This window comes from Streptomyces sp. NPDC021096, from assembly GCF_040641275.1.
In the GTDB taxonomy this organism is placed as follows: Bacteria; Actinomycetota; Actinomycetes; order Streptomycetales; family Streptomycetaceae; genus Streptomyces.
The window spans coordinates 86,810-110,322 of sequence record NZ_JBFADG010000006.1 but is presented as its reverse complement, the minus strand read 5'-3'; the positions used below and the strand labels follow the sequence as shown (position 1 = coordinate 110,322).

Annotated in this window: 1 protein-coding gene; it reads right to left on the bottom strand. The window is 74.7% G+C overall.

From position 1 onward, the window contains the following. Window positions 1-82: 82 nt before the first annotated feature. Entirely contained in the window at window positions 83-23,503 is a 23,421-nt protein-coding gene (locus AB0G59_RS12090) for a non-ribosomal peptide synthase/polyketide synthase (RefSeq protein ID WP_360910616.1), read from the bottom strand. Window positions 23,504-23,513 lie beyond the last annotated feature (10 nt).

The following is a 23,513-nucleotide window of genomic DNA, read 5'->3' as shown; positions in this document are numbered from 1 at the left end:
ACCCGCAGGCTGAACACCTGCAGGACGACGAAGCGGGGCCCGGTCCTTTCGGACCGGGCCCCGCTTCGTGTGCCGTTCCCGCCTACCGCACGAGCTTGCTCAGCTTCTCCGCCAGGACCGGACCGATGACCCGCAGCGATTCGGGCGTCGCCATCGCGGCGTGCTCGCAGTCCACCTCGTGGAAGTCGACCGCCCCGTCGAAGTACGGGTCCCACACGCCCGGCGTGAGCACGTCCTTCGGCTTGTCCGTGGCGGCGAAGACCAGGGCGTCGGCCGTCACGCGCCCGTGCCGGTACTCGGGGCTGATGCGGATGTCATTGATCATCACGTTGAGGATCGCGGTGATCTGCTCCTCCTCGAAGTCCGCGAAGACCGAGTTCCGCTCCCGGGCGATCTCGACGAACCGTTCGTACGTGACCGGCTCGCCCGCCACCTGGCCCGGCAGGGCGTCCGTGTCCACGCCGAGCGCCTTGAGCAGCGTCAGGTAGACCATGGACGCGTCCAGCGTCGCCTCCTCCGCCAGCTCCTCCTCCGTCCTGGGCCGGGCGGGCTGGGCGTCCAGGATGACGACCAGCGGCACCTCCCGGCCGCGCTCGCGCAGCTTCGCGGCCATGGCGTGGGCCACGACGCCGCCGAAGGACCAGCCCAGCAGGTAGTACGGCCCCTCCGGCTGGATCCGGGTGATCTCGCCGATGTAGTCCTCGGCCACTTCCTCGACGGACCGCGGCAGATGGTCCCGCTCGGACAGTCCGCGCGCCTGGATGCCGTAGACCGGGAAGTCCGGGTCCAGGTGCGGGAGCAGACCGGCGTACGACCAGCTCAGGCCGCCGCCGGGGTGGATGCAGAACAGCGGCGCGTGCCGGCCCTGCGGACGCAGCGGCAGGACCACGTCGAACGCGTCGCTCCCGCTCTCGCCGCCGTCGATCCGGCGTGCCAGTCCGGCCACCGTCGGCGTCTCGAACAAGGCCCGCAGCGGCAGTTCGACCCCCAGCACCGCACGGATGCGGCTGATCAGCCGGGCGCCGAGCAGCGAGTGCCCGCCCAGGTCGAAGAAGCCCTCGTCGACGCCGACCCGGTCGACGCCCAGCACCTCGCGGAACAGGGCGCCGAGCACCTCCTCGCGCGGGGTGCGCGGTGCGCGCCCGCCGGTGGAGGCGTAGTCCGGGGCGGGCAGCGCCCGCCGGTCCAGCTTGCCGTTGGGCGTGAGCGGCAGCGCGGGGACGGTCAGGACCGCCGACGGCACCATGTACTCCGGCAGGCGCCGGCGCAGCAGGTCACGCGACTGCGGCGCGTCGGGCGTCGTGCCGTCACCCGGCACGACGTAGGCCACCAGCCGCCGGTCTCCCGGCGTGTCCTCGCGGACCACCACGACGGCCTGCGACACGCCGGGCTGCTCGCACAGCGCGGCCTCGATCTCGCCGGGCTCGATGCGGAACCCGCGGACCTTGACCTGCTGGTCCGCCCGGCCGATGTACCGGAGGCTGCCGTCCCGGTCCCAGCTGACCAGGTCGCCGGTACGGTACATCCGCGCGCCGGCCGGACCGTAGGGGTCGGCCACGAAGCGCTCGGCGCTCAGCCCGGGCCGGCCCAGGTAGCCGAGGGCCAGACCGGATCCGGCGATGTACAGCTCTCCGGGCACGCCCGGCGGCACCAGACCCAGCCGCTCGTCCAGCACGTACGTGCGGGTGTTGGCGATCGGCGCGCCGATGACGGGGGCGGCTCCGGCCCGTACGGGAGCGGCGGTGGACCAGATGGTGGTCTCCGTCGGCCCGTAGAGGTTCGTCACCTCCGCCGCGTGCGCGGTCAGCGTCCGCGCGAGGTCGGACGGCAGGGCCTCGCCGCCGACGAGGACCCGCAGCCCGTCGAGCGCGTCGGGCCGCTCCTCGGCGAGGGCACGCCACAGGGTCGGCGTGGCCTGTGCGATGGACGCCTTGCTGCCGACGACGAGGTCGGCCAGCGCCTGCGGGGTCCGCACCGTGTCGCGGTCGGCCAGCACCAGCGCCGCACCGCTGATCAGCGGCAGATAGATCTCCAGCGCGGAGATGTCGAACCCGACGGTCGTCACTCCGACCCAGCGGTCACCGGCGTCCAGCGGGAAGCGCTCGGCCATGTCCGCGAGGAAGTTCACCAGCGCGCCGTGCGGCACGACGACGCCCTTGGGGGTGCCGGTGGAGCCCGAGGTGTAGATCACGTAGGCCGGGTGGGACGGCCGCGGCCGCCGCCCGGGGTCGGTGTCCGGCTGCGCGGCGAGAGCCGCGGCCGTCTCCGGGCCGTCGAGGGCGACGACGCCGGCCGCCTCCGGCTCGGGCAGCAGCCCCGCGAGCGCACCGGTGGTGACGACCAGGGCCGGAGCCGCGTCCGTGACCACGTGGGCCACCCGGTCCGCCGGGTACTCGGGGTCGACCGGCAGGTAGGCCGCGCCGGTCTTGAGGACGCCGAGCAGGGTGACGATCAGGTCCGGGGTGCGTTCGAGGAGGACGGCGACGGTCCGGTCGGGTCCGGCGCCGCGGCCGGTCAGCCAGTGCGCCATCCGGTTGGCCCGCGCGTCGAGCTCCGCGTACGTCAGCTCCACGCCGTCGACGACGAGCGCGGTGGCCCGCGGCGTACGGGCGGCCTGCGCGGCGAACAACTCCGCGACCGTCGCGTCCGGGACCTCCCGGACGGTGTCGTTCCACTCGGTGTGGACCAGCGCCCGTTCGCGGTCGGTGAGGACCTCGGCCCGGGCGATGGGACGGTCCGGGTGGGCGACGAGGGCGTGGAGAAGGTCCGTCCAGCGTCCGGTGAGGGCGGAGACGGTGCCGGGGTCGAAGAGGTCGGTGGCGTACTCCGCGTACCCGTCGATGCCGGCGGCACGGCCGTGCGCGTCCTGCTTCTCGGCGAGGCTGAGGGTCAGGTCGACACGGGAGACGCCGGTGGCGGCGGGCTCGGGCCGGGCCGTCAGACCCGGCAGGGCGAAGTCTGCCCGGGCGTTGTTCTGCCAGGCCAGCATGATCTGGAACAGCGGGTGGTGGGCCGTCGAGCGCTGCGGGTTGAGCTCTTCGACGAGGTGCTCGAACGGTACGTCCTGGTGGGCGTACGCGGCCAGGCTCGTCTCCCGCACGCGGGCGATGAGCTCGGCGAACGTCGGGTCGCCCGACGTGTCCGTGCGCAGCACCAGCGTGTTGACGAAGTCACCGATCAGATCGTCGAGCGCCTGGTCCGTGCGGCCCGCGATGGGCGAGCCGAGCGGAATGTCCGTGCCCGCGCCGAGCCGCGTGAGCAGGGTGGCCAGGGATGCCTGCAGCACCATGAAGACCGTGGCGTCGTGGGCACGGGCCAGGTCGTTCAGGGCCCGGTGCAACCCGGCGTCCAGCTCGAAGTGCAGGACGTCGCCCATGTAGCTGGCGTGCGCGGGGCGCGGCCGGTCGGTGGGCAGGGTGACCTGCTCCGGGAGACCGGCCAACTGCTCGCGCCAGTACGCGACCTGGCCACTGAGGACGCTCTCCGCGTCGGAGGCGTCGCCGAGCAGCTCGCGCTGCCACAGCGTGTAGTCCGCGTACTGCACCGGCAGCGGCTCCCAGCCCGGCTCCTCGCCACGGCTCCGCGCGGCGTAGGCACCCGCGAGGTCACGCGCCAGCGGCGCCAGGGACCAGCCGTCACCCGCGATGTGGTGCAGCAGGATCAGCAGCACGTGCTCGGCCGGTCCGGTGCCGAACAGCCAGGCACGCACCGGGATGTCGGTGCTCAGGTCGAACGCGTGGCGCGCGGCCTGGGCCATCCGCTCGTCGAGCTCCCGCTCGTCGACGTCCTGGACCTCCCAGTCGATGCGGGTGTCCGCAGCGGCGAGGACCGTCTGCCGGGGCTCGCCGTCCACCTGGGTGAACAGGGTCCGCAGCGACTCGTGGCGTGCCACGACGTCGCCGAGTGCGGCCTCCAGGGCCTGGCGGTCGAGGTCGCCGGTCAGGCGCAGGGCCATCGGCATGTTGTACGTCGCCGAGGGGCCCTCCAGCTCGTGCAGGAACCACAGGCGCTGCTGCGCGAACGACAGCGGCAGCACCTCGGGACGCGCCGCGGGCACCAGCTCCGCCCGCCGGGGCCCGCTGGCCTTGTCGAGCCGCTTGGCCAGGCCGGCCACGGTCGGGGTTTCGAACAGGGCCCGCAGCGGCAGCTCGACGCCGAGCGCCCTGCGGATGCGGCCGACCAGGCGCGTGGCGAGCAGCGAGTGCCCGCCCAGGCCGAAGAAGCCGTCGTCCACGCCGACCCGGTCCAGCTCCAGGACCTCGGCGAACAGGCCGCACAGCAGCTCTTCGCGCGGGGTGCGCGGACCGCGGTCCACGACGGGGGCGTAGTCCGGCTCCGGCAGGGCCGCCCGGTCCAGGGCGCCGTCGGGCGTGAGCGGCAGCACGGGGACCGCCACGACCGCCGACGGCACCATGGGCGCGGGCAACTGGTACCTGAGATCCTCGCGGACGCGGGCCGCGGAGAACTCGGTCGCGACGACCGGCACCACGTAGGCCACCAGTCGCCGGTCGCCGGGCGTCTCCTCGCGGACCGTCACCGCCGCCTGCGCCACGCCGGGCCGGCCGCGCAGCGCGGCCTCGACCTCGGCGGGGTCGACGAGGACGCCGTGGACGGTGACCCGGCCGTCGGTACGGCCGACCAGCCGCACCCGGCCGGCGCCGTCCCGCCGCGCCACGTCCCCGGTGCGGAACATCCGCGTCCCCGCCGGACCGTGGGGGTCGGCGACGCCGGTGGCACCGGCCGTCGCGGCGGGGCCGGCGACGTAGAGCTCACCGGGCACGCCCGCGGGCACGAAGCGCAGCCGCTCGTCCAGGACGTACGACCGGGGCGCGACGAGCGGGAGTCCGGCGGCGCCGAACGTCTCCACTACCCGGCGACCGGCAGACCACTGCTCGATCAGGCCGGTCGGGTACGGCTCGGCGCCGACGATCAGCGTGGTGAGGTCCGTCAGCCGCTCGGCGGAGCCGCCGGGCAGCGCCGCCAGCGCCGAGGGCGCGACGAGCGCGTGGGTGATCCGGCGGTCGGCCAGCTCCCGGGCCAGCTCCTCGCCGGCGGGACGCTCCCGGCCGGCGAACACCAGGGTGGCACCCGAGGCGAGGGCCGTGACGAGTTCGAGCACGGCCGCCCCCGACGCCGGCGAAGCCAGCGCCAGCACACGGGCGTCGGCGTTCGCGACGCCTTCGCGCTTGAGCGACGCGGCCAGAGCCGCGATGCCCTCGTGCGGGACCACGACGCGCTCGGAACCCGAGACGGTCAGCACACAGGCGGGCAGCTCCGGCCGGAGCGACTGCCCCGGCTCGGTGTCCGGCTGCGCGGCGAGGGCGGCGGCCGTCTCCGGGTCGTCGAGAAGGACGACGTCGGCGGCCGCGCCGCCCGCCAGGTCCGCGAGCGGACCGGCGGTGACGACCAGGTCCGGCGCGGCGTCGGTGAGCAGACGGCTCACGTATGCCGCCGGGTATCCGGGGTCGAGCGGCAGGTAGGCCGCGCCGGTCTTGAGGATGCCCAGGAGGGTGACGATCAGGTCCGGGGTGCGTTCGAGGAGGACGGCGACGGTCCGGTCGGGTCCGGTGCCCTGGCCGGTCAGCCAGTGCGCCATCCGGTTGGCCCGCGCGTCGAGCTCCGCGTACGACAGCTCCACGCCGCCGCCCTCCAGCGCGACCGCGTCCGGCGTACCGGCCACCTGAGCCAGGAACGACTCGAGCAGGGTCGGCGCGCCGGCAGGAAGGTCGCCGGACGTCTTCGCCCCGGCCGCTTCCGCGAGGAAGCGCCCGTGCTCCTCGGCGGTGAGGATGTCGGCGTCACCGACAGGCCGCTCGGGCTGAGCGACGAAGGCGTGCAGAAGGGCCGTCCAGCGTGCGGTGAGGCCCGTGACGGTGTCGAGGTCGAAGAGATCGGTGGAGTACTCGGCGAAGGCGTCGATGCCGTCCGGCCGGCCCTCGCCGTCGTGACGCTCGACGAGGCTGAGCGTCAGGTCGAGGCGCGAGACGCCCGTGGTGGCGGCCTCGGGCCGGACCGTCAGACCCGGCAGGGCGAAGTCCGCCTGCTCGTTGTTCTGCCAGGCCAGCATCACCTGGAACAGCGGGTGATGGGCCGTCGAGCGCTGCGGGTTGAGTTCCTCGACGAGGTGCTCGAACGGTACGTCCTGGTGGGCGTACGCGGCCAGGCTCGTCTCCCGCACGCGGGCGATGAGCTCGGCGAACGTCGGATCGCCGGAGGTGTCCGTGCGCAGCACGAGGGTGTTGACGAAGTCACCGATCAGGTCGTCGAGCGCCTGGTCCGTGCGGCCCGCGATGGGCGAGCCCAGCGGAATGTCCGTGCCCACGCCCAGGCGCGTCATCAAGGCCGCCAGAGCGGCCTGCAGCACCATGAACACCGTGGCGTCATGGGCCCGCGCGAGATCCGTGAGACCCCTGTGCAGCTCGGCGCCGATCGCGAACTGCGCGATGTCACCGGTGTAGCTGGACTGTGCGGGGCGCGGCCGGTCGGTGGGCAGGGTGACCTGCTCCGGGAGACCGGCCAACTGCTCGCGCCAGTAGGCGACCTGGCCGCTGAGGACGCTGTCCGGGTCGGTGGCGTCGCCGAGCAGCTCGCGCTGCCACAGCGTGTAGTCCGCGTACTGCACCGGCAGCGGCTGCCAGCCGGGCTCCTCGCCCCGGCAGCGCGCGGTGTAGGCCGCGACCAGGTCACGGGCCAGCGGCGCCAGGGACCAGCCGTCACCCGCGATGTGGTGCAGCAGGATCAGCAGCACGTGCTCGGCCGGTCCGGTGGCGAACAGCCGGGCCCGGACGGGCAGATCGACCGCGAGGTCGAAGGTGTCGCGGGCGGCGGCCTCGAGGGCCGCGGGGAGCTCCTCCTCGGTGGTGTGCAGAAGTTCCCAGTCGACGCGCGCGTCCCCGGTGGCGAGGACCGTCTGCCGGGCCGCACCGTCGGTCTTGGTGAAGACCGTGCGCAGCGACTCGTGGCGTGCCACGACGTCGCCGAGGGCGGCCTCCAGGGCGGCGCGGTCGAGGTCGCCGGTCAGGCGCAGGGCCATCGGCATGTTGTACGTCGCCGAGGGGCCCTCCAGCTCGTGCAGGAACCACAGGCGCTGCTGCGCGAACGACAGCGGCAGCACCTCGGGACGTCCGCCCGCCGTCAGGGCCGGCCGCACCGGCCCGCCGTCGCCGAGCCGCTCCGCCAGCCGGGCCGGCGTCGGGGCCTCGAACACGGTACGGACGGAGACCTCGGCGCCCAGGCCGTCGCGGACCCGGCTGACCAGGCGCATCACCATCAGCGAATGGCCGCCCAGCGCGAAGAAGTCGTCGTCGGCGCCGACCTCGTCCAGGCCGAGCACCTCGGCGAACGCCGCGCACAGCGCCCGCTCCCGGTCCGTACGCGGTGCCCGGCCGGACACCGCACGCGTGAAGTCGGGTTCGGGCAGGGCCTTGCGGTCGAGCTTGCCGTTCGCGGTGAGCGGCAGCTCGGGCAGCGTGACGAAGGCCGCGGGGACCATGTACTCGGGCAGCGAGGCGTGCAGGGCCGCACGGATCCCGTCCGTGTCGAGCCCGTCCCGCTCCCCGTCGCCGGCGGCGGGCACCACGTAGGCGACCAGCCGGTTCTGCCGTGCCACGACGACCGCGCGGGCGACCGACGGGTGCCGGGCGAGCGCCGCCTCGATCTCGCCGAGCTCGATGCGGAAGCCACGGATCTTGACCTGGTCGTCCAGGCGGCCGAGGAACTCCAGCACCCCGGCCCGCGTCCAGCGGGCGAGGTCGCCGGTGCGGTACATGCGCTCGCCCGGCGCGCCGAACGGATCGGCCGTGAACCGCTCGGCCGTCAGCCCGGGGCGGCCCAGGTAGCCGTGGGCCAGCTGGGTGCCGGCGAGGTACAGCTCGCCCGCCACGCCCGGCGGGACCGGCCGCAGCGCCGCGTCGAGCACGTACGTCCGCGTGTTCCACACGGGCCGGCCGATCGGCACCACTCCGGCACCCGCGTCCGTGGACGGGGCGGTCTGCCAGAAGGTGACGTCCACCGAGGCCTCGGTGGGGCCGTAGAGGTTGTGCAGCTCGGCGTCGACGGTCGCGTGGAACCGGTCCGCCAGCTCGGCCGGCAGTGCCTCACCGCTGCACATCACCCGGCGCAGACCGGTGCAGCGCGCGGCGGCGGGCTCGGTGAGGAAGACGTCCAGCATGGACGGCACGAAGTGGGCCGTCGTGACGCCCCGCTCCTGGATCAGGCCCGCCAGGTAGGCGGGGTCCTTGTGCCCCTCGGGGGCGGCCACCACCAGCGTCGCGCCGGTGATCAGCGGCCAGAAGAACTCCCACACGGACACGTCGAAGCTCGACGGCGTCTTCTGCAGCACGCGGTCGTCGGCCCCGAGGCCGTACGCGTGCTGCATCCACAGGAGGCGGTTGACGATGCCCCGCTGCGGGACGACGACGCCCTTGGGGGTGCCGGTGGAACCCGAGGTGTAGATCACGTACGCCGGGAGCTCCGGGGAGAACGCCACGGCCGGACCGCCGTCCGCGCCGTCCGCGCCCCGCGTCACCTCGGCGACGAGAGCGGGATCGTCGAGGACGAAGGCCGGACGGGCGTCGGCGCGCATGAAGGCGAGGCGCTCGGCCGGGTAGTCCAGATCCAGCGGCAGATAGGCCGCACCCGCCTTGTGCACGGCGAGCAGGGCGACGACCAGCTCGACCGAGCGGGGCAGCGCCACCCCGACGGTGCCGCCGGGGCGGACCCCGCGCTCGACCAGCAGGTGCGCCAGCCGGTTCGCGCGGGCGTCGAGCTGCGCGTAGGTCAGCTCGGCGTCCCCGAAGACGAGCGCGGTGGCCTGCGGCGTACGCGCGGCCTGGGCGGCGAACAGCTCCGGCAGCGTCGTGGCCGGGACGTCCTGAGCGGTGGTGTTCCACTCGGTGACGACCTGGTCGTACTCGTCGGAGGTGAGGATGCCGGCCGTGCCGACGGGCTCGTCGGGGTGGGCCGCGAGGGTGTGCAGGAGACGGGTCCAGCGCTCGACGAGCGTGCGGACGGTCGCGGCGTCGAAGAGGTCCGTCGCGTACTCGGCCATCGCCGTGATCCCGGCGGGCCCGCCCTCGGCGTCGCGGCTCTCGGCGAGGCTGAGGGTCAGGTCGAGGCGGGAGACGCCGGTCGCCGAGTGCACGGGCCGGGCCGTGAGGCCGGGCAGCGCGAAGTCGGCCTGGGCGTTGTTCTGCCAGGAGAGCATGACCTGGAACAGCGGATGGTGCGCCGTGGAGCGCTGCGGGTTGAGCTCTTCCACGAGGTGCTCGAACGGTACGTCCTGGTGGGCGTATGCGGCGAGGCTCGTCTCCCGTACCCGGGCGATGAGCTCGGTGAACGTCGGGTCGCCGGAGGTGTCGGTGCGCAGGACGAGGGTGTTGACGAAGACGCCGACGAGGTCGTCGAGCGCCTGGTCGGTACGGCCGGCGATCGGCGAGCCGAGCGGAATGTCCGTGCCGGCGCCCAGACGCGTGAACAGGGTCGCCAGAGCAGCCTGGAGAACCATGAACACCGTGGCGTCGTGGGCGCGGGCCAGGTCGTTCAGGGCCCGGTGCAGGTCGGCGTCCAGCTCGAAGTGCAGGACGTCGCCGGTGTAGCTGGCGTGCGCGGGGCGCGGCCGGTCCGTGGGCAGGGTGACCTGCTCCGGGAGGTCCGCCAGCTGCTCGCGCCAGTACGCGACCTGGCCGCTGAGCAGGCTCTCGGGGTCGGTGGCGTCGCCGAGCAGCTCGCGCTGCCACAGGGTGTAGTCCGCGTACTGCACCGGCAGGGGCTCCCAGCCGGGCTCCCCGCCCTGGCAGCGCGCGGTGTACGCGGCGACCAGGTCCTCGGCCAGCGGCGCGACCGACCAGCCGTCACCCGCGATGTGGTGCAGCAGGATCAGCAGCACGTGGTCCGTCGGACCGGTGCCGAACAGCCAGGCGCGGACGGGGATGTCGGTGCTCAGGTCGAACGCGTGGCGCGCGGCCCGCGACATCCGCTCGTCGAGCTCCCGCTCGTCGACCTCCTGGACCTCCCAGCCGATGCGGGCGTCCGCGGCGGCGAGGACCGTCTGCCGGGGCTCGCCGCCGGTGTGGCCGAAGACCGTGCGCAGCGACTCGTGGCGTGCCACGACGTCGCCGAGCGCGGCCTGCAGGGCGGCGCGGTCAAGGTCGCCGGTCAGGCGCAGCGCCAGCGGCATGTTGTAGGTGGCCGACGGCCCTTCCAGCTTGTGGAGGAACCACAGGCGCTGCTGGGCGTACGACAGGGGCAGCACGTCCGGGCGCACCGCGGGCACCAGCTCCGCGCGCCGGGGCCCGCCGGCCCCGTCGAGCCGCTCGGCCAGGCCGGCGACCGTGGGGGACTCGAACAGGTCCCGCAGCGGCACCTCGACGCCGAGCACGGTACGGATGCGGCTGACCAGGCGCGTGGCGAGCAGCGAGTGCCCGCCCAGGTCGAAGAACCCGTCGTCCGCGCCGACCCGGTCCAGGCCGAGCACCTCGGCGAACAGGGCGCACAGCGCCTCCTCGCGCGGGGTGCGCGGGGCGCGCCCGGTGACGAGGCCGGAGAAGTCGGGCGCGGGCAGGGCCTTGCGGTCCAGCTTGCCGTTGAGCGTCAGGGGCAGCGCGGACAGGGTCACGACCGCCGACGGCACCATGTACTCCGGCAGCCGCTGCCGCAGCGCGTCCCGTGCGGCGGACGGCGGCAGTTCCGCGCCGTCCGCCGTGACGACGTAGGCCACCAGACGGCGGTCGCCCTCCTGGACCTCGTGGACGAGCACGGCGGCCTGGGTCACCCCGGGCAGCTCGCGCAGCGCCGACTCGACCTCGCCGGGCTCGATCCGGAAGCCCCGGACCTTGACCTGGTGGTCGGCCCGGCCGACGAACTCCAGCCGGCCGTCGCGGTTCCAGCGCGCCAGGTCGCCCGTGCGGTACATCCGCGCCCCCGCCGGACCGTACGGGTCGGCGACGAAGCGCTGGGAGCTGAGCGCGGGCTGGTGGATGTAGCCGCGCGCCATGCCGGCGCCGGAGACGTACAGCTCACCCGCGACCCCGGGCGGGACCAGCCGCAGCCGGTCGTCCAGGACGTAGACGCGCTTGTTCGCGATCGGGCGGCCGATGGGCAGCACCGGCTCGAGGGCGTGGCGCTCCTCCATGACGTGCAGCGAGGCGAAGGTGGTGGTCTCGCCGGGGCCGTAGCCGTTGACGACCACGACGTCCGGGCAGGCGTCCATCACCCGCCGGACCGCGGCGGGCGGCACCACTTCACCGCCGGTGAAGACCTGGCCCATGTGGCGGAAGGCCTCCGGGCACTCCTCGGCCATCACCTTGAACAGACCGGCGGTGATCCACATCGAGGTGATGCGGTGCTCGACGATGACGTCGCGCAGGCCCGCGGCGTCGAGCCGTACGTCCGGCGCGATCACGACCTGACCGCCGAGCAGCAGCGGGACCCACAGTTCGAAGGGCAGGGCGTCCCAGGCGGTCGGCGAGTGGAGCAGGACGCGCCCGGCGTGCCGGCCCACGTCCGGGTCGTCGCTCAGCGCCGCGATGGCGGCGTGCGTGAGCGCGATGCCCTTCGGCTTGCCGGTCGAGCCGGACGTGTAGACGACACACGCCAGCTGATCGGGCGAGACGGGAGTCGCGAAGTCGCGGGCCGCGGCGGCGGGGACGTCGGCGTCCCCGGCGTCGTCGCCCAGCAGCAGCACCTGCTCCCCGGGCACGAACTGCGGCACGCGCGACGGCGAGTCGGTCAGCAGCAGCGAGACGTCGTTGTCGGCCCACATCAGGCGGACCTGGCTCTCGGGGTACCGCTCGTCCAGCGAGACGTACGTGCCGCCCGCCTTCACCACGGCCAGGACGGCGACGACGAAGCCGACGGAACGCGGCATGGCGATCGCCACGACGTGCTCCGTGCCGACGCCCCGGTCGACCAGGTCCCGGGCGAGCCGGTTCGCCCGCGCGTCGAGCTGCGCGTACGTGAGCGAGGCCGCGCCCGCGACGACGGCGACGGCGTGCGGGTCCAGCCCGACCCGCTCCTCGAACGCCTCGACGAGGGTCCTCGCCGGGACGGGCCGCCGCGCGGCGTCCCAGTCGGCCCGGATCCGGTCGTGCTCCCCGGTGGTGAGGACGTCGGCGTCGGTGACGGGCCGGTCGGGGTGGGCGGCGAGCGTGTCGAGGAGGCCGGTCAGCCGGGTGGTGAGGGTGGTGACGGTCCCGGCGTCGAAGAGGTCCGTGGCGTACTCGGCGAAGGCGTCGATGCCGGCGGGCCGGCCGTGGGCGTCCTGCTTCTCGGCGAGGCTGAGGGTCAGGTCGACGCGGGAGACACCGGTGGCGGTGGGCTCGGTCCGTACCTGCAGACCGGGCAGCGAGAAGTCCGCCTCCGCGTTGTTCTGCCAGGCCAGCATGACCTGGAACAGCGGGTGGTGGGAGGTGGAGCGCTGCGGGTTGAGTTCCTCGACGAGGTGCTCGAACGGTACGTCCTGGTGGGCGTACGCGGCGAGGCTCGTCTCCCGCACCCGGGCGATGAGTTCGCTGAAGGTGGGGTCGCCGGAGGTGTCGGTGCGCAGGACGAGGGTGTTGACGAAGACGCCGATCAGGTCGTCGAGCGCCTGGTCGGTACGGCCGGCGATCGGCGAGCCGAGCGGAATGTCCGTGCCGGCGCCCAGACGCGTCAGCAGGGTCGCCAGAGCAGCCTGGAGAACCATGAACACCGTGGCGTCATGGGCACGGGCCAGGTCGACGAGCCGCTGGTGCAGCGCCGCGTCGAGCGCGAAGCACACCACGTCGCCGGTGTAGCTGGCGTGCGCGGGGCGCGGCCGGTCGGTGGGCAGGGTGACCTGCTCCGGGAGACCGGCCAACTGCTCGCGCCAGTACGCGACCTGGCCGCTGAGCAGGCTGTCGGGGTCGGAGGCGTCGCCGAGCAGCTCGCGCTGCCACAGCGTGTAGTCGGCGTACTGCACCGGCAGCGGCTCCCGGCTCGACTCCTCGCCCTGGCAGCGCGCGGTGTAGGCGGCGACCAGGTCGGCGGCGAGCGGCGCCATGGACCAGCCGTCACCCGCGATGTGGTGCAGCAGGATCAGCAGCACGTGGTCCGTCGGGCCGGTACTGAACAGCCAGGCGCGGACGGGGATGTCGGTGCTCAGGTCGAACGCGTGGCGCGCGGCCTCCCGCAGGGCCGGTGCGAGCTCCTCCCGCGTGACGTCGGCGGCGTGCAGCTCCACCCGCGCCCGGCTCGCGTCCAGGATCAGCTGACGCGGCCCGTCCTCGCCCTCCGCGAGGATCGTGCGCAGCGACTCGTGGCGTGCCACGACGTCGTCCAGCGCGGCCTGAAGCGCCTCGCGGTCGAGGTCACCGGTCAGCGTCAGGGTCAGCGGCATGTTGTAGGTGGCCGAGGGGCCCTCCAGCTTGTGGAGGAACCACAGGCGCTGCTGCGCGTACGACAGGGGCAGCACGTCCGGGCGCACCGCGGGCACCAGCTCCGCCCGCGCCGGGCCGCCCGGGCCCGTACCGCCGTCGAGGTGCTCGGCCAGGCCGGCGGCCGTGGGGGACTCGAACAGCACCCGCAACGGCAGCTCCACGCCGAGCACGGTGCGGATGCGACTGATGAGACGGGTGGCGAGCAGGGAGTGCCCGCCCAGGTCGAAGAACCCGTCGTCCACACCCACCTGCGCCAGGCCCAGCACCTCGGCGAACAGGGCGCACAGCGCCTCCTCGCGCGGGGTGCGCGGGGCGCGGCCGTCGGTGGGGGTGTAGTCGGGGGCGGGCAGGGCCCGCCGGTCGAGCTTGCCGCTGGGCGTCAGCGGCACCGCGTCGATCGCCACGACGGCGGACGGCACCATGTACTCCGGCAGCCGCTCGCGCAGCCCGTCCCGGAGCCCGGCCAGCAGCTGTCCGGTCGTCCGCGACCCCAGCGGGTTGTTGGTCAGCGCCCGCAGCGAGGCGGTGCCGGCCGCCGGGCGGTAGACACCGGTGTAGACCGTGCCGCCGTCCCCGGCGCCCTCCGTGCCCTCGGGCAGGAACACCGCGTCGAAGGCGTCCACCGCGCGCGGCGACCAGGTCGCGAGGACCCGGTAGCCGTGGCGGGCGCCCCACTCGTGCAGGGCCTCGGGGTCCAGCCCCGCGTGGCCGCCGTCCGCCGGCTCCAGGATCCGGCGGATCCGCTCCGGCGAGGCACCCTCGGACAGGGCCCGCGAGGCGGCGACCTCGGCGGCCAGGCGGCTGTTGACGATGTCCGTCACCCGCACCGGACCGGCGTGGCCGGCCAGCAGCCCGGGCAGCGCCTCGAGACCGTCGAGGTCACGGCCCCACAGCAGGGCGGGGGCGTCGGCGAGCGGCACGGAGCCCGCGGCCGACGGCGCCTTGTGCAGGACGACTTCGTAGCGGTGGCGGGTCAGCTCGTTGTGGTACGCGCCCCGCTTGAGGCGGATGTCGACCCCGCCGAGGTCGGCGTGGCCCGCGGCCCAGGTGGTGAAGAAGTCCGGCTCGATGACCAGTTCCTTCTCCACGACCATGGCGTGCTCGACGGCGGCGCGCATCCGCGCGGCGTCGTTCAGCTCGCCGCCCTCCTCGGCGCGGCCCGCGTGGATGGCGGTGTGGAACGCCCGCAGCGAACCGCGGCTGCGCACGTCGCCCACGATGATGCGGCCGCCGGGGACCAGCAGGCCCAGCGCACCGTCGAGGACCCGGGCGAAGTAGTCGGCGTCGGGGAAGTACTGGATGATCGAGTTCAGCACCACGGTGTCGAAGAAGCCGGTGGGCAGCCCGTCGGTGACGTCGGCGGACTGGCAGCGCGGCTTGACCTTCTCGCTCCAGCCGGCCGCCTCGACCTGCTCGGTCAGACGCTGGATCGTCGGCGCGGAGAAGTCGGTGGCCCAGTAGGACTCCACCTGCGGGGCCAGCGGGCCCAGCAGCAGGCCGGAGCCGACGCCGATCTCGAGGATCCGGCGCGGCGCCGACTCCATGATCCGGGCGACGGCGGCGTCCCGCCAGTCACGCATCTCCTCGAGCGGGATGGGCTCGCCGCTGTAGGAGCTGTTCCAGCCGAGGAAGTCCTCGCCCAGACCCGCGCGTTCGGCGTCCTTGCCGGTGTACACGGAGTCGTAGATCTCACGCCACTCGCTCACCTGCTCGGCGATGACGTCCCCGGCGGCGTCCGCGACGCCGTCCGGGGCGGCCTCCGCGGCGTCGCCGGCGTCCTCGCCGTCGGGCACGACGTAGGCCACGAGCCGCTGGTCGCCGGGGGTGTCCTCACGGACGACCACCACGGCCTGGGCCACGCCGTGCTGGGCGCGCAGCGCGGCCTCGATCTCGCCGGGCTCGATGCGGAAGCCGCGGATCTTGACCTGCTGGTCGGCGCGGCCGACGTACTGCAGCAGGCCGTCGGTGCCCCAGCGGGCGATGTCGCCGGTGCGGTACATCCGGGAGCCCGCGGGGCCGTAGGGGTCGGCGACGAAGCGCTCGGCGCTCAGGCCGGGCCGGCCGAGGTAGCCGCGGGCCAGGCCGGCGCCCGCGAGGTAGAGCTCTCCCGCGACGCCCGGGGGCACCAGCCGCAGCCGCTCGTCCAGGACGTAGGCGCGCGCGTCGTCGACCGGGTGGCCGATCGGCGCCTGACGGCCGGACAGCGGGCCGCTGATGGCGGCGCAGACGGTGGACTCGGTGGGGCCGTAGGCGTTGACCATCCGGCGACCGGCCGACCACTGCTCGACGAGGTCGGGCGCACACGCCTCGGCGCCGACGATCAGCGTCGCGAAGTCGGTGAGCCGCTCGGCGGAGCCGGCGGGCAGCGTGGCGAGCACCGACGGCGGGATGAGCGCGTGCGTGATCCGCCGGTCGGCGAGGACCTGCGCCAGCTCCTCGCCGATGAGCCGGTCCCGGGCGCCGACGACCAGCGCGGCACCCGAGGAGAAGGCCATGACCATCTCCAGCACGGCCGCGTCGAAGCTCGGCGAGGACAGCTGCAGCACCCGGGAGTCGCCGTCGACGACGCACGCGCGGCGCAGCGTCGAGGCCAGGCTCGCGATGCCCTGGTGCGCGACGACCACGCCCTTGGGCGTGCCCGTGGAGCCGGAGGTGTAGATGACGTAGGCGGGGTGGGACGGGCGCAGCGCGGCGATCCGGTCGGCGTCGGCCGGGTCGGTGTCCGGGCAGGCCCGCAGCGCCTGGGCGACGGCGGGCGCGTCGACGGCGACGGCCTCGGCGGACACGGTGGCGGGCAGCAGCCCGGCCAGCGCGCCGGTGGTCAGGACCAGGGCCGGGGCGGCGTCGGCGACCATGTGGGTGACGCGGTCGCCCGGGTAGTCCGGGTCGATCGGCAGGTAGGCCCCGCCCGCCTTGAGGACGCCGAGCATCGCGGCGATCAGCTCGGACGAGCGCTCGAACATGAGGGCCACGCGCCGCTCGGGGCCGATGCCCCGGGCGATCAGCCAGTGCGCGATCCGGTTGGCCCGCGCGTTGAGCTCCTCGTAGGTGACGGCTTCGCCGTCCGCGACGACCGCGACGGCCTGCGGGGTGCGGGCCGCGTGCCCCTGGAAGGTCTCCGCCAGGGTCTCTGCGGCCGGGAGCGCGGCGAGGTCGTGCCACGCCCCGGTGATCTCCTCGCGCTCCTGGGCGGTGACCACGTCGGCCTGCCCGATGGCCAGGCCGGGCTCGGCCACCACCGTCCGCATCAGCCGGGTCCAGCGGGAGATCAGCGTGTCGACGGTGGCGGCGTCGAAGAGGTCGGTGGCGTACTCCACGTACGCGTCGACGCCTGCGGGCTTGCCGTCCTCGCCGTGGTTCTCGGTGAGGCTGAAGAACAGGTCGAAGCGCGAGGTGCCGGTGCCCGCGAGCTCCGGGCGCACCTCGAGGCCCGGCATGTCGAACCGCGCCTGCTCGTTGTTCTGCAGGGTCAGCGCCACCTGGAACAGCGGGTGGTGGGCGGTGGAGCGCTGCGGGTTGAGCTCCTCCACCAGGTGCTCGAACGGTACGTCCTGGTGGGCGTACGCGGCCAGGCTCGTCTCCCTTACCCGGGCGATGAGCTCGGTGAAGGTGGGGTCTCCGGAGGTGTCGGTGCGCAGCACCAGCATGTTGACGAAGAAGCCCACGAGGTCGTCGAGGGCCTCGTCCATGCGGCCGGCCACACCACTGCCCAGCGGAATGTCGGTGCCGGCGCCGAGGCGGGTGAGCAGCGCCGCCATGGCGGCGTGCAGCACCATGAACACGGTGGCGTCGTTCTCACGGGCCACCTCGCTCAGGGCCCGGTGCAGATCGGGGTCCAGGGTGAAGCGGGTGACCTCGCCGGTGTAGGAGGCGACGGCCGGGCGGGGCCGGTCGGCGGGCGCGGTCACCACCTCGGGCAGGTCCGCCAGCTGCTCGCGCCAGTACGCGACGTGCCGGGCGAACAGGCTCTCGGGGTCGGAGGCGTCGCCGAGCAGCTCGCGCTGCCACAGCGTGTAGTCCGCGTACTGCACCGGCAGCGGCCGCCAGTCGGGCGCCTGCCCGGCGCCACGGGCGGTGTAGGCGGCGGCCAGGTCGCGGGCCAGGGGCACGATCGACCAGCCGTCACCGGCGATGTGGTGGAGCACCACCACCAGGACGTGCTCCTCGGGGCCGGTGCCCAGCAGCCAGGCCCGGATCGGCACCTCGGCCGACAGGTCGAACTCGTACCGGGAGGCGTCCGTCAGCGCCTGCGCCAGTTCCTGCGGGGCGACCTGCCGGGTGTGCAGCTCCATGCGGGCCAGGCCGGCGTCCAGGATCTGCTGGTGGGGCAGGCCGTCGTGCTCGGGGAAGACCGTGCGCAGCGACTCGTGCCGTACGAGCAGGTCGCCCAGGGCCGCTTCGAGGGCGTCCCGGTCGAGGCCGCCGCGCATCCACAGGGCCAGCGGCACGTTGTACGTCGCCGAGGGGCCCTCCAGCTTGTGCAGGAACCACAGCCGCTGCTGGGCGAAGGACAGGGGCAGCACCTCGGGCCGGGCCGCCGGGACGAGCGCGGCCCGCCGCCGGCCGCCGTCGTCGTCCAGGAGGGCGGCCAGCGCGGCCGCGCTCGGCGCCTCGAACAGCGCCTGGATGGACAGTTCGGCGCCCAGGACGGTGCGGACGCGGCTGATGAGACGGGTGGCGAGCAGGGAGTGCCCGCCGAGGTCGAAGAACCCGTCGTGGACACCGACGTGGGCCAGGCCCAGCACCTCGGCGATGAGCCCGCACAGCAGCTCCTCGCGCGCCGTGCGCGAGGACAGCGAGCGGATCTCGTCGACCGTCAGGATCTCCGCGGGCAGCAGCGACGCGGGCAGGTGGCCGGCCAGTTCGCCGAGCAGCCGGGCGCCGGTGACGCCGCTTTCGGCGGGCAGGACGTAGGCCGCGGCCCGGCCTTCCGCCCGGGCGACCACGACGGCGTGGGCGACGGCGGGGTGCCGGGTGAGCTCCGTACGGACGAGGTCGAGCAGTTCGCGCCCGCGGTGGGCGTCGCCGGTGCCGGCCGGCCCGTCGGCCGCGGCCGCCCCGGCGGAGCCGGCGGCGGTACGGCGGGGGCGGCGCACCAGGCCGCGCAGGACCGGGGGCAGCGGCTGGGAGGAGGCGCGCAGCGCGTCGGTGTCGATGCCGACGGGCGCCAGGACCGGCAGCCGTCCGCGCAGCGACAGGTCGAACAGGGCCAGTGCCCGCGCGCTGGGCAGCGCGGCGACGCCGGAAGCCGCGATGCGCGCCAGCTCCGCGTCGTCCAGGGCGGCGGTGATGCCGCTGGCCTGCTCCCACAGGCCCCAGGCCAGGGACGTGGCGGGCAGCCCTTGGGCGCGGCGGTGCTGGGCGAGGGCGTCCAGGAAGGTGTTGGCGGCCGCGTAGTTGGCCTGGCCGGGGCTGCCGACGGTGCCGGCGAAGGACGAGAAGAGCACGAACGCCGACAGGTCCATGTCGCGGGTCAGCTCGTGCAGGTGCCAGGCGGCGTCGACCTTCGGGCGCAGCACGGCGCCCAGACGGCCGGCGGTCAGCGCCTCGAACGCCGCGTCGTCGGTGACGCCGGCGGTGTGGACGACGGCGGTCAGCGGGTGCGCGGCGGGCACGGTGGCCATCAGCGCGGCGAGGGCGTCGCGGTCGGCGGTGTCGCACGCGGCGATGGTCACGTGGGCGCCGAGCGCGGTGAGTTCGTCGCGCAGCGCGTCCGCGCCGGCGGCGTCCGGGCCACGGCGGCTGGTGAGCAGCAGGTGCCGCACCCCGTGCCGCGTGACCAGGTGGCGTGCGAGAAGGGAGCCGAGGGTGCCCGTACCGCCGGTGATCAGCACGGTGCCCGCGGCGGCGGGGGCGGTGCCCCCGGTCAGGGCGTCCGGGGCGACCCGGGCCATGCGCGGGACCACGGCGCGGCCCTCGCGCAGGGCCAGTTGGGGCTCGTCGTGCGTCAGGGCGGTGGCGACGGCGCCGTGCACGGCGACGGCGTCGGCGGGGCCGGCGCCGAGGTCGAGCAGGGTGAAGCGGCCGGGGTGCTCGGCCTGCGCGGAGCGCAGCAGACCCCACACCGCCGCGCCGGCGAGGTCGGTGACGTCCTCGTCCGGCGCGGTGGCCACCGCGCCACGGGTGATCAGGACGAGGCGGGAGCCGGCCAGCCGGTCCTGGGCGAGCCACTCCTGTACGAGCGCGAGCACGCCCGCGGTGACGGTGTGGGCACCGGTCACGGCACCGGCACCCTCGTGCGGCAGACCGCCGCCGACGATGTGCGGTACGGGCACGAGGACGGCCGCGGGGACGGCGGCGCCTTCCTCGACGGCCCGCACCAGCGAGGCCAGGCCCGGGTGGGCGGCCGCACCGGCCTGCCCGAGGTCCTCGGAGCCGAGCACGGCCCAACCGGAGCCGCCACCGGACGAGTTGAGCGAACCGCCGAGGGCGGGCCACTCCAGCCGGAACAAGGAGTCCCCGGCCCCGGAGGGCTCCGGGACCGGACGCTGCGAGGGCACCGGGCGCAGGGTCAGCGAGGCGATGCGCAGCACGGGCAGGCCCATGGCGTCGGCGAGCAGCACCTCGACGCCGTCCCGCCCCACGGGACGGATCCGCACGCGGGCAGTACGGGCCCCGGTCGCGTACAGCTCCACGCCCGTGACCGCGGCCGGCATGCGCACGGCGGGCAGGGCGTGGGACGCCGGCAGGTGCCAGGCGGCGTCCAGGAGTGCGGGGTGCACGCCGTAGCCGGTGGCGTCGGCGTCGTCGGCGAGGCACACCTCGGCGTAGACGTCGTCGCCGTGCCGCCAGGCCGCCGTGAGGGCCCGGAAGGCGGGCCCGTAGGCGTAGCCGGCCGCGGCCAGGTCGTCGTAGAGCGTGTCCGTGGCCACGGCGGTGGCACCGTGCGGGGGCCAGACGGCCAGCTCGGCGGTGTCGCCGTCCGCGCTGCCCACGGCGAGGACGCCGGTGGCGTGCCGGGTCCAGCCCGCCTCGTCACCGGTGGCGTCCGCGCCGTCGGCGGGCCGGGAGTGGACCGTCATCGACCAGCGGCCCCGGCCGTCGGGGTCCAGGGTCACCCGCAGGTCCACGGCCGCGCGCGCGGGAAGCGCGAGCGGGGTCTCGAACGCGAGCTCCTCCACCTGGTCGCACCCGACGCGGTCGCCCGCGGCGACCGCGAGGTCGACGAGCGCCGACGCGGGCAGCAGGACCGCCCCGGCGAGGGTGTGGTCGGCCAGCCAGGGGTGGGTGCGCAGGGAGATCCGGCCGGTCAGCACCCGGCCCCGCCCGTCGGGGCGGGTCACCGCCGCGCCCAGCAGCGGATGGCCGCCGGCGCCGAGACCGAACCCGGCCGCGTCGCCGTGCGCCGCGCCGGCGGCGTCCCGCAGCCAGAAGGTCTCGTGCTGGAAGGCGTACGTGGGCAGGTCGACGCGGGCGCCGGCCGGCAGCCACGGGGAGAAGTCCACCGGCACGCCCTGGACGTACAGGCGCGCGGCGTTGGCCAGGAACTGCCGGGCCGCGGCGTGGTCGCGGCGCAGCGAACCCACCACGACGGTGGGGGAGTCCGCGTCGGCGAGAGCCTCCTCGACGCCCATGGTCAGCACCGGGTGCGGGCTGGACTCGACGAAGACGCCGTACCCGTCGGCGGCGGCCGAGCGGATCGCCCGCTCGAACTCCACCGGACGGCGCAGGTTGCGGTACCAGTACGCGGCGTCGAGTTCCCTCGTGTCGATCGGAGAGCCGGTCACGCTGGAGTAGAACGCGATGTCGCAGGCGGCCGGCGTGATGCCGGCCAGGGCGTCCGCGAGCCGCTCGCGCAGGGGCTCCACGCTCGCGGAGTGCGAGGCGTAGTCCACGGCGATCCGCCGTGCCGCGATGTCCTCCTCCTGGCAGCGGGCCAGCAGCGCGTCCACCGCCTCCGGGTCGCCCGAGACCACGGTGGAGGACGGGCCGTTGACCGCCGCGATCTCGATGCGCCCCTCGTGCCCGGCCAGGCGCGCGCGGACCTGCTCCACGGGTGCGCCGACCGAACCCATGGCACCCGTGCCCGCGAGGCTCGCGAGGGCCTGGCTGCGCAGCGCCACGATCTTCGCCGAGTCCTCGAGGGACAGCGCCCCGGCGACGCAGGCCGCGGCGATCTCACCCTGGGAGTGGCCGACGACCGCGTCGGGCCGTACGCCGGCGGCCTGCCACTGCGCGGCGAGCCCGATCATCACGGCCCACAGCACCGGCTGGACGACGTCGACACGGTCCAGGGAGGGGGCTCCCTCGACGCCCTTCAGCACCTCCAGCAGCGACCAGTCGACGTGCGGGGCGAGTGCCTCCGCGCACGCCTCGACGCGCTCGGCGAACACCGGAGAGGTCTCCAGCAACTCCCGTGCCATGTCCGCCCACTGCGAGCCCTGCCCGGGGAAGACGAACACCGTCCTGCCGAGGCCCGCCGCCGGCTCGCCGGCCGTACGCACGAGGTCGGAGTGGGGCGCGTCGTGCTGGAGCGCCTCGAGTGCGGCGGTGTGGCTGCCGGTGATGACGGCGCGGTGGGGGAAGTGGGTGCGGGTGGTGGCGAGGGAGTGGCCGATGTCGGCGGGGGAGTGGTGGGGGTTGGCCTGGAGGTGGTGCTGGAGGCGTGCCGCCTGCTCCTGCAGGGCCTGAGGGGTCTTGGCGGTGAGGAGCCAGGGCGTGGCGCCCGTGCGCGGTGCGGGCTCGACGACCGGTGCCGGCTCGTCGGCCTCCACGGCCGCTACGGGCTCCTCGATGATCAGGTGGGCGTTGGTGCCGCTGATACCGAAGGAGGAGACGGCCGCACGGCGCGGGTGGTCGCCGCCGGGCCAGGCCTGCTCACGGTCGAGGAGACGGACGGCTCCGGCCTCCCAGTCGACCTTGGGCGTGGGCTCGTCGACGTGCAGGGTCCGGGGAAGGACCTCATGGCGCATGGCCATGACCATCTTGATGATGCCCGCGGCGCCCGCGGCGGCCTGGGTGTGGCCGATGTTGGACTTGATGGAGCCGAGGTAGGCGGGTGCGCCGGTGGTGCGGTGCTGGCCGTAGGTGTTGAGGAGCGCCTGGGCCTCGATGGGGTCGCCGAGGGTGGTGCCGGTGCCGTGGGCCTCGATGGCGTCGACGTCCGTGGACGCGAGGTTGGCGTCCGTCAGCGCGGCGCGGATGACGCGCTCCTGCGAAGGCCCGTGCGGTGCGGTGAGTCCGTTGCTGGCGCCGTCCTGGTTGACGGCGGTGCCGCGGATGACGGCGAGGACCGGGTGGTTGTTGGCGCGGGCCTGGGAGAGAGGTTCGAGCAGCAGCATGGCGCTGCCCTCGGCGAAGCCGGTGCCGTTGGCGGTGCCGGAGAAGGCACGGCACCGCCCGTCGGCCGACAGCCCCCGCTGCCGGCCCAGTTCGACGAGCGTCGTCGGCGTCGCCATGACCGTGGCGCCGCCGGCCAGGGCCATGCCGCACTCGCCGCGGCGCAGGGCCTGCACGGCGAGGTGGGTGGCCACCAGCGAGGAGGAGCAGGCGGTGTCGACGGTGATCGCCGGCCCCTCCAGCCCGAAGGTGTAGGCGATACGGCCCGAGGCGACACTGGCCGTGTTGCCGGTGCCCACGTAGCCCTCGATCTCCCCCGGCGTGCTCGCCAGCCGGGAGACGTACTCCTGCACCATCACACCGGCGAACACGCCCGTGTCGCTGCCGCGCAGCGTGGTCGGGTCGATGCCCGCCCGCTCGATGGCCTCCCAGGCGTTCTCCAGCAGCAGGCGCTGCTGGGGGTCCATCGCCGCCGCCTCGACCGGGCTGATGCCGAAGAACGCCGCGTCGAAACGCCCCGCCTCGTGCAGGAACCCGCCGCCCGTCGCGTAACAGGTCCCCGGAACCGCGGACTCCGGGTCCGGGTCGTAGAGGGCCTCCAGGTCCCAGCCGCGTTCGGTGGGGAAGCCCGAGATCGCGTCGGTGCCCTCGGACACCAAGTGCCACAGGTCCTCCGGCGAGTTCACACCGCCCGGGTACCGGCAGGCCATGCCGATGATCGCGATCGGTTCCTGGGCCTTTTCCTCGACCTCGCGCAGTCGCTGCCGGGCCTGACGCAGATCTGTCGTGGCCCGCTTGAGATAGTCACGGAGCTTGGCTTCATTGGACATGGTTGGTGCC